Source organism: Micrococcus sp. KRD096, from assembly GCF_017168495.1.
In the GTDB taxonomy this organism is placed as follows: domain Bacteria; phylum Actinomycetota; class Actinomycetes; order Actinomycetales; family Micrococcaceae; genus Micrococcus; species Micrococcus luteus.
The window spans coordinates 48,949-54,213 of the sequence record NZ_JABFAY010000016.1; the positions used below are offsets into that span (position 1 = coordinate 48,949).

5 protein-coding genes are annotated in these 5,265 nt (G+C 73.8%); 1 reads left to right on the top strand and 4 read right to left on the bottom strand.

Annotation, left to right across the window (positions count from 1 at the left end; all coding sequences use genetic code 11):
- Positions 1 to 191 precede the first annotated feature (191 nt).
- From J1M41_RS07380 to J1M41_RS07390, 3 genes are read right to left on the bottom strand one after another with little or no spacing between them, the layout of a single operon-like run.
- A complete protein-coding gene (locus J1M41_RS07380; RefSeq protein ID WP_010079963.1) occupies positions 192 to 773 on the bottom strand; it encodes a hypothetical protein in 582 nt (193 codons plus the stop codon).
- Positions 774 to 833: 60 nt separating this feature from the next.
- Positions 834 to 2,246, bottom strand: coding sequence for an MATE family efflux transporter (locus tag J1M41_RS07385; protein WP_049144852.1), 1,413 nt, complete (start codon positions 2,244 to 2,246; stop codon positions 834 to 836).
- Between the two features lies 1 nt (position 2,247).
- The gene (locus J1M41_RS07390) at positions 2,248 to 3,201 is read right to left on the bottom strand and encodes a CPBP family intramembrane glutamic endopeptidase (RefSeq protein WP_206451460.1); all 954 of its coding nucleotides are present in this window, start codon (positions 3,199 to 3,201) and stop codon (positions 2,248 to 2,250) included.
- A gap of 140 nt (positions 3,202 to 3,341) precedes the next feature.
- On the opposite strand from J1M41_RS07390, the gene J1M41_RS07395 reads away from it, so the two are divergent.
- Entirely contained in the window at positions 3,342 to 3,755 is a 414-nt protein-coding gene (locus tag J1M41_RS07395; protein WP_002856773.1) for a VOC family protein, read from the top strand.
- Positions 3,756 to 3,765: 10 nt separating this feature from the next.
- Here the strand turns inward: J1M41_RS07395 and J1M41_RS07400 are convergent, their stop codons facing one another.
- Positions 3,766 to 5,253 (bottom strand): SulP family inorganic anion transporter, encoded by a 1,488-nt coding sequence (locus J1M41_RS07400; RefSeq protein ID WP_206451492.1) that lies wholly within the window; start codon positions 5,251 to 5,253, stop codon positions 3,766 to 3,768.
- Between the last annotated feature and the right edge of the window lie 12 nt (positions 5,254 to 5,265).

Here is a 5,265-nt window from a genome sequence, read left to right on the forward strand (position 1 = left end):
CGGCGGGACTCCTGACGGCTGGGGGCGGCTGGGGCGACACGGCCCGCGCAGGCGCCCGGGGCTGAGGCCCTCGGGGCGCGGCGGACCGGAGCCAGTCTACGCGTCCGGCCGACGGGTGGCCCCTCGGGGCCCCGAGGTCCTCCCCCGGCGAACGTCCGCCCCGCGGGTCAGGACGACGACGTCGGCCCGGTTCAGAGGCCCCTGGCCGTGCCCCGGTCCCGGCGCACCTCGTGGTGGAAGCCGAGCCCGGAGACCATCAGGAGCACGCCGATCAGGATCGCCCCGCCGCCGGCGATGCCGAGCAGGGCGTGCGGGCCGAAGCCCTGCAGGGCGGCCACGACCACGCCGCCCCCGGAGAGCAGGCCCACGAGTCCGGTCCACAGCTGGTCCCGCGCGGGGATGAACTCGCGGCGGTGGCGGGCCCACGCCACGAGCTCGGCGACGCCGCCGAGCACGAGGGCGGCGCCGGCCGCCACGCCCACCGCCGCCGGGGACCCCAGGAACAGCAGCACGATCACGCCGAGCATCCACGCGGCCGCCGCCAGGGACAGCGGGGAGCGCATGGCCACGGGCACCGGGTCGCGGCGCAGGTACTCCCACATCGCCGAACCGGAGAACGCCAGGTACAGCGCGAACATGACCTTCATCCACGTCAGGCCCGGCTCGGCGACGAACACGGTGGTCAGACCGAACGCCAGCGCCACCACGGCGCGGATCAGGATCGGCTTGAACACCACGGACGAGATCTCGAGGGGGGTCTGCACGGTAGCCACCGCCCCAGTCTAGGAGCAGTGCGGCCGCGGCCCGGCCCGCGCGTCACCGCCCGGACGCGCTCACACGACGCCGAGCCGCATCCAGTCGTCGCGCCGGGCCCGCCAGCCGAGGGTGAGCGCCCGCATCCCCATGTAGACCCCTGCGAAGCCGAGCCAGAGCAGGCCCAGCTGCACGCCGGCGTCGGGCACGGCGGCGTTCGGTCCGGGCCAGGCCGCGGTCCAGCCGAATCCGCCCGTGGCGAGCTGCGCGAGCACCCAGAGCGCCGGCGCGTAGACCACGAGGTTCACGAGGCCGGCGAGGGCGAGGTAGCGGGCGTCGCCGGCGCCGATCAGCACGCCGTCCAGCACGAACACGTACCCGGCCACCGGCTGCCCGGCGGCCAGCACCCACAGGCCCACGGTGGCGGCGGCCTGCACGGTCGGGTCCGTGGTGAACAGCCCCGGCAGCACCGGTGCCGCCAGGGCCAGCACGGCCCCGGTCACGACGCCGAAGCCCAGCCCCCAGCGCACCATCGTCCGGGTGAGGCGACGGGCCGCATCCGGCCGGGCGGCCCCGAGCTCGGCGCCGATCAGGGCCTGCGCGGCGATCGCGAGGGCGTCGAGGGCGAACGCCAGCGTGGAGAACAGCGTGAAGACGAGCTGGTGCGCGGCGAGGGTGAGGTCGCCCGCGCCGGCGGCGGCCATGACGGTGATGAGGATGGCCGCGCGCAGGCTCGCGGTGCGCAGCAGCAGCCACGAGCCCACCTGGGCCGTGGCGCGCATGCCCGACGCACGGGGCGCCCACACCGTGCCCGAGCGGCGGAAGCGCGGGGCCAGCACGAACAGGTATGTCACGAGCATCGCCCACTGCACCACGGACGTACCGACGGCCGAGCCAGCTACGCCCCAGCCCAGCCCGTACACCAGGGCCACGTTCAGCCCGATGTTCGCGCCGAAGCCCACACCCGCCACCACGAGCGGCGTCACGGTGTCCTGGAGGCCGCGGAGCACCCCGGTGGCCGCGAGCACGGCCAGCAGGGCCGGCAGCCCCGGCATGGACCAGCGCAGGTAGGCGACGGCGTGGGCCTGCACCTCGCCCGTCGCGCCGAGGGCCGCCGTCAGCGCGGGGGCCGCGAGCCAGCCGAGGACGGCCAGCACCGCGCCGAGCAGCAGGCCCAGCCAGATGCCGTCGCGGCCGCGGTCCATCGCGGCGGCCGGGTTCCCCGCCCCGATCAGCCGGGCCACCGCCGGGGTGGTGGCGTAGGCCAGGAAGATCATGAGGCCGGTGAGCGTGTGCAGGATGGTGGTGCCGATCCCGACGCCGGCCAGCTGGGCCGTGCCCAGGTGCCCGATGATCGCGGTGTCGGCCAGCAGGAACAGCGGCTCCGCGATGAGCGCGCCGAACGCGGGGACCGCGAGCGCGAGGATGCGCCGCGTGAGGGCGCGCGCGTCCTGCGGGGCGGGCGCCGCCGTCGAGCCGGAGGGTCCTGCCATCTCAGCCCAGCAGGGCCAGCAGCGGGGCCAGCGCCGTGGTCGGGGCAGTGGGGCCGGGCAGCGTGTCCGGCAGCAGGGGGGCCACGAGGTAGAGCATCGCGATGGCGATGCCGTTGTTCACCATGTGCAGCAGCACCGCGTACCCGAACGAGCGGCCCATCAGGATGTAGGACACCGTGATCGCCACCGCGAGGGTCAGGTACGGGACGGTCTCCACGAGCCGGAAGTCGCCGCCGGTGCCGAGGAAGTGCAGGAGTGTGAACGCGAGCACGGAGACCACGGCGCACACCCACACGTTGATCCAGCGGGAGAGCTTGCCGATCAGCAGGTGGCGGAACAGGTACTCCTCCACGAGCGGGGCGGCCACCACGGTCATGAGGATCATGAGCACGGGCGGGGCCTGCGTGGTCATCTCCTCGAGCGCGGCCTGGTTGGCGCTGGTCTGCGCCTCCCCGATGAGGCTCAGCACGATCACGTTCACGACGATGCACGCCAGCCACGTGGCGGGCAGCAGCAACAGCTTCCACCACGTCCCCGTGCGGAACACCCGCAGCGACGTCACGAGCGGGCGCCAGGCCACGGCCAGCACGAGCACCACGAGGATCGCGTAGCTGACGATGTTCACCGTGAACCCGTCGCGGACCAGGTCGAACGCCTCGAGGTCACCGGGGACCAGGCCGAGCGACACCGCCAGCCACAGCCCCAGCCCGAGCACCATGAGCGCCACGTACACGAGCACCACGACGGCGTCGCCCCAGTGGAACCGGCCCGGGGTCCAGTCCGGCGCGGTGCGGGCCGCGGGCCGGCGGCCAGGCCAGCCGGCGGGGACGCCACCGGGGGCGCCGGGGTGCCCGTACGGGCTCGGGGCGACGGCGGCGCGGCGGTCGGACGGCCGACCCGACGGCGGCCAGCCGGCGGGCGGACCGGCCGGCGGGCCGGAGGGAGGAACGCTCATGGCGGCCACGCTACCAACGGGGGCGGACGCGCCAGGCCGCGGGCGCCGTCGGAAGCGGCCCCGTGGCCCACACCACGCCACCGCGCCCGCGACACGCGCGCGGTGGCGGTGGGCCGAACCCCTCGTCTACGGTGCTCCCCATGGCCTTGTTCTCCCAGCCGGTGTTCATCAACCTCCCGACGACGGACACCGAGCGGATCCGTGAGTTCTGGACGACCCTGGGCGCCACCGCGATGGACGACTACTCGGACGAGCACTCGGTGTGCATCGAGCTCACCGAGTCGACGTACGCGATGTACCTCAGCCCCGGCTACTACACCGACTTCATCGGCAACCGTGAGATCGCCGACTGCCTCACCACCAACTCCGCCCTCATGGCGCTGAGCGTCGGCGACGCGGCGGCGGTGGACGCCCTGGCGGACCGGGCGGTCGAGCTCGGCGCCGCCGAGGTGCCCCTGCCCGTGGACCTGCGCGAGGAGATGGCCGACTCCGGCATGCACTCCCGCGAGATCGTCGACCCGGACGGGCACCAGTGGGAGTTCGTCACCGCCTGAGCCCGCCGGCTCAGGCGCCGAGTCGCCCGGTGAGGCGCGCGTGCATCGCCGCGGAGGCCTCGTTCAGCCCCGTCACCTCGGCGTGGATCCCGTGCCGGGCGTACTTGGTCAGCACCGAGTCGAGCGCGGCCACAGTGGAGGCGTCCCACACGTGCGCGGCACTCATGTCGATCACGACGCGCGGCGGGTCGAGGGCGTACTCGAACTGCGAGTAGAGGTCGTTCGAGGACGCGAAGAACAGGGCGCCGTGCACGCGATACGTGACGGCGTCGCCGTCGTCGTGGACCTCGCGGACCACCGTGACCAGACGCGAGACGCGCTGAGCGAAGAGCACCAGCGCAGCGAGCACGCCCACACCCACGCCGATCGCGAGGTTGTGAGTGAGCACCGTGGCCGCCACGGTCACGACCATGACGGCGGTCTCCGAGCGCGGCATCGCGCGCAGGGTGGCGGGGCGCACCGAATGCCAATCGAAGGTGGCGGCGGCCACGAACATCATCACGCCCACGAGCGCGGCCATGGGGATCTGCGCCACGAACTCGCCGAGGGCCACCACGAGGACCAACAGGAACACGCCCGCGAGGAACGTGGAGATCCGGGTGCGGGCGCCGTTCGCCTTGACGTTCATCATGGTCTGCCCCACCACTGCACAGCCGCCCATCCCGCCGAACAGCCCGGAGACCACGTTCGCGACCCCCTGCCCCCAGGACTCGCGCGTCTTGTCCGAGCGGGTGTCCGTGATGTCGTCCACCAGCTTCGCGGTGAGCAGGGACTCGAGCAGCCCCACGAACGCCATGCCGATGCTGAACGGCAGGATCAGCCACAGCGTCTCCCACGTCAGCGGGACGTCCGGCAGGCCGAGCGCGGGCAACGCGTCCGGCAGCGCGCCACGGTCCCCCACGCGCGGCACGGTCAGACCGGCGGCCATCACCAGGGAGGTGACCACGACCACGGCCACCAGGGTCGCCGGCACCGCCGTGGTGAGCCGCGGCAGCAGCACCACGATCACCAGGGCGAGCGCCGTGAGCGGGTACACGAGCCACGGGACGCCGATCAGCTCGGGCAGCTGCGAGGTGAACACGAGGATGGCCAGCGCGTTGACGAACCCCACCATCACCGACCGCGGGACGAACCGCATGAGCCGGGCCACACCGAGCACGCCGAGCAGGATCTGGATGACACCGCCGAGGATGATCGCGGCAATCAGGTGCCCCACCCCGTGCTCGTGGGACAGCGGCGCGACGACCAGCGCCACCGCCCCCGTGGCCGCGGAGATCATGGCGGGGCGGCCGCCCACGATCGCGGTGGTGACGGCCATGGTGAAGGACGCGAACAGCCCGACGCGCGGATCCACGCCCGCGATGATCGAGAACGCGATGGCCTCCGGGATCAGGGCGAGCGCCACCACGACCGCGGCCAACACCTCGGTGCCCAGCCACCGCGGGGTGCGCAGGGTGCGCAGCACCGACTGCCGCTCGCGGGGCGTGGCGGGCGGCAGTCGGTGCTGCGC

Excerpts from the sequence above, each read along its gene's own strand:
- J1M41_RS07385 (WP_049144852.1), bottom strand. The coding sequence starts at position 2,246 with ATGGCAGGACCCTCCGGCTCGACGGCGGCGCCCGCCCCGCAGGACGCG.
- J1M41_RS07395 (WP_002856773.1), top strand. The coding sequence starts at position 3,342 with ATGGCCTTGTTCTCCCAGCCGGTGTTCATCAACCTCCCGACGACGGAC.
- J1M41_RS07390 (WP_206451460.1), bottom strand. The coding sequence starts at position 3,201 with ATGAGCGTTCCTCCCTCCGGCCCGCCGGCCGGTCCGCCCGCCGGCTGG.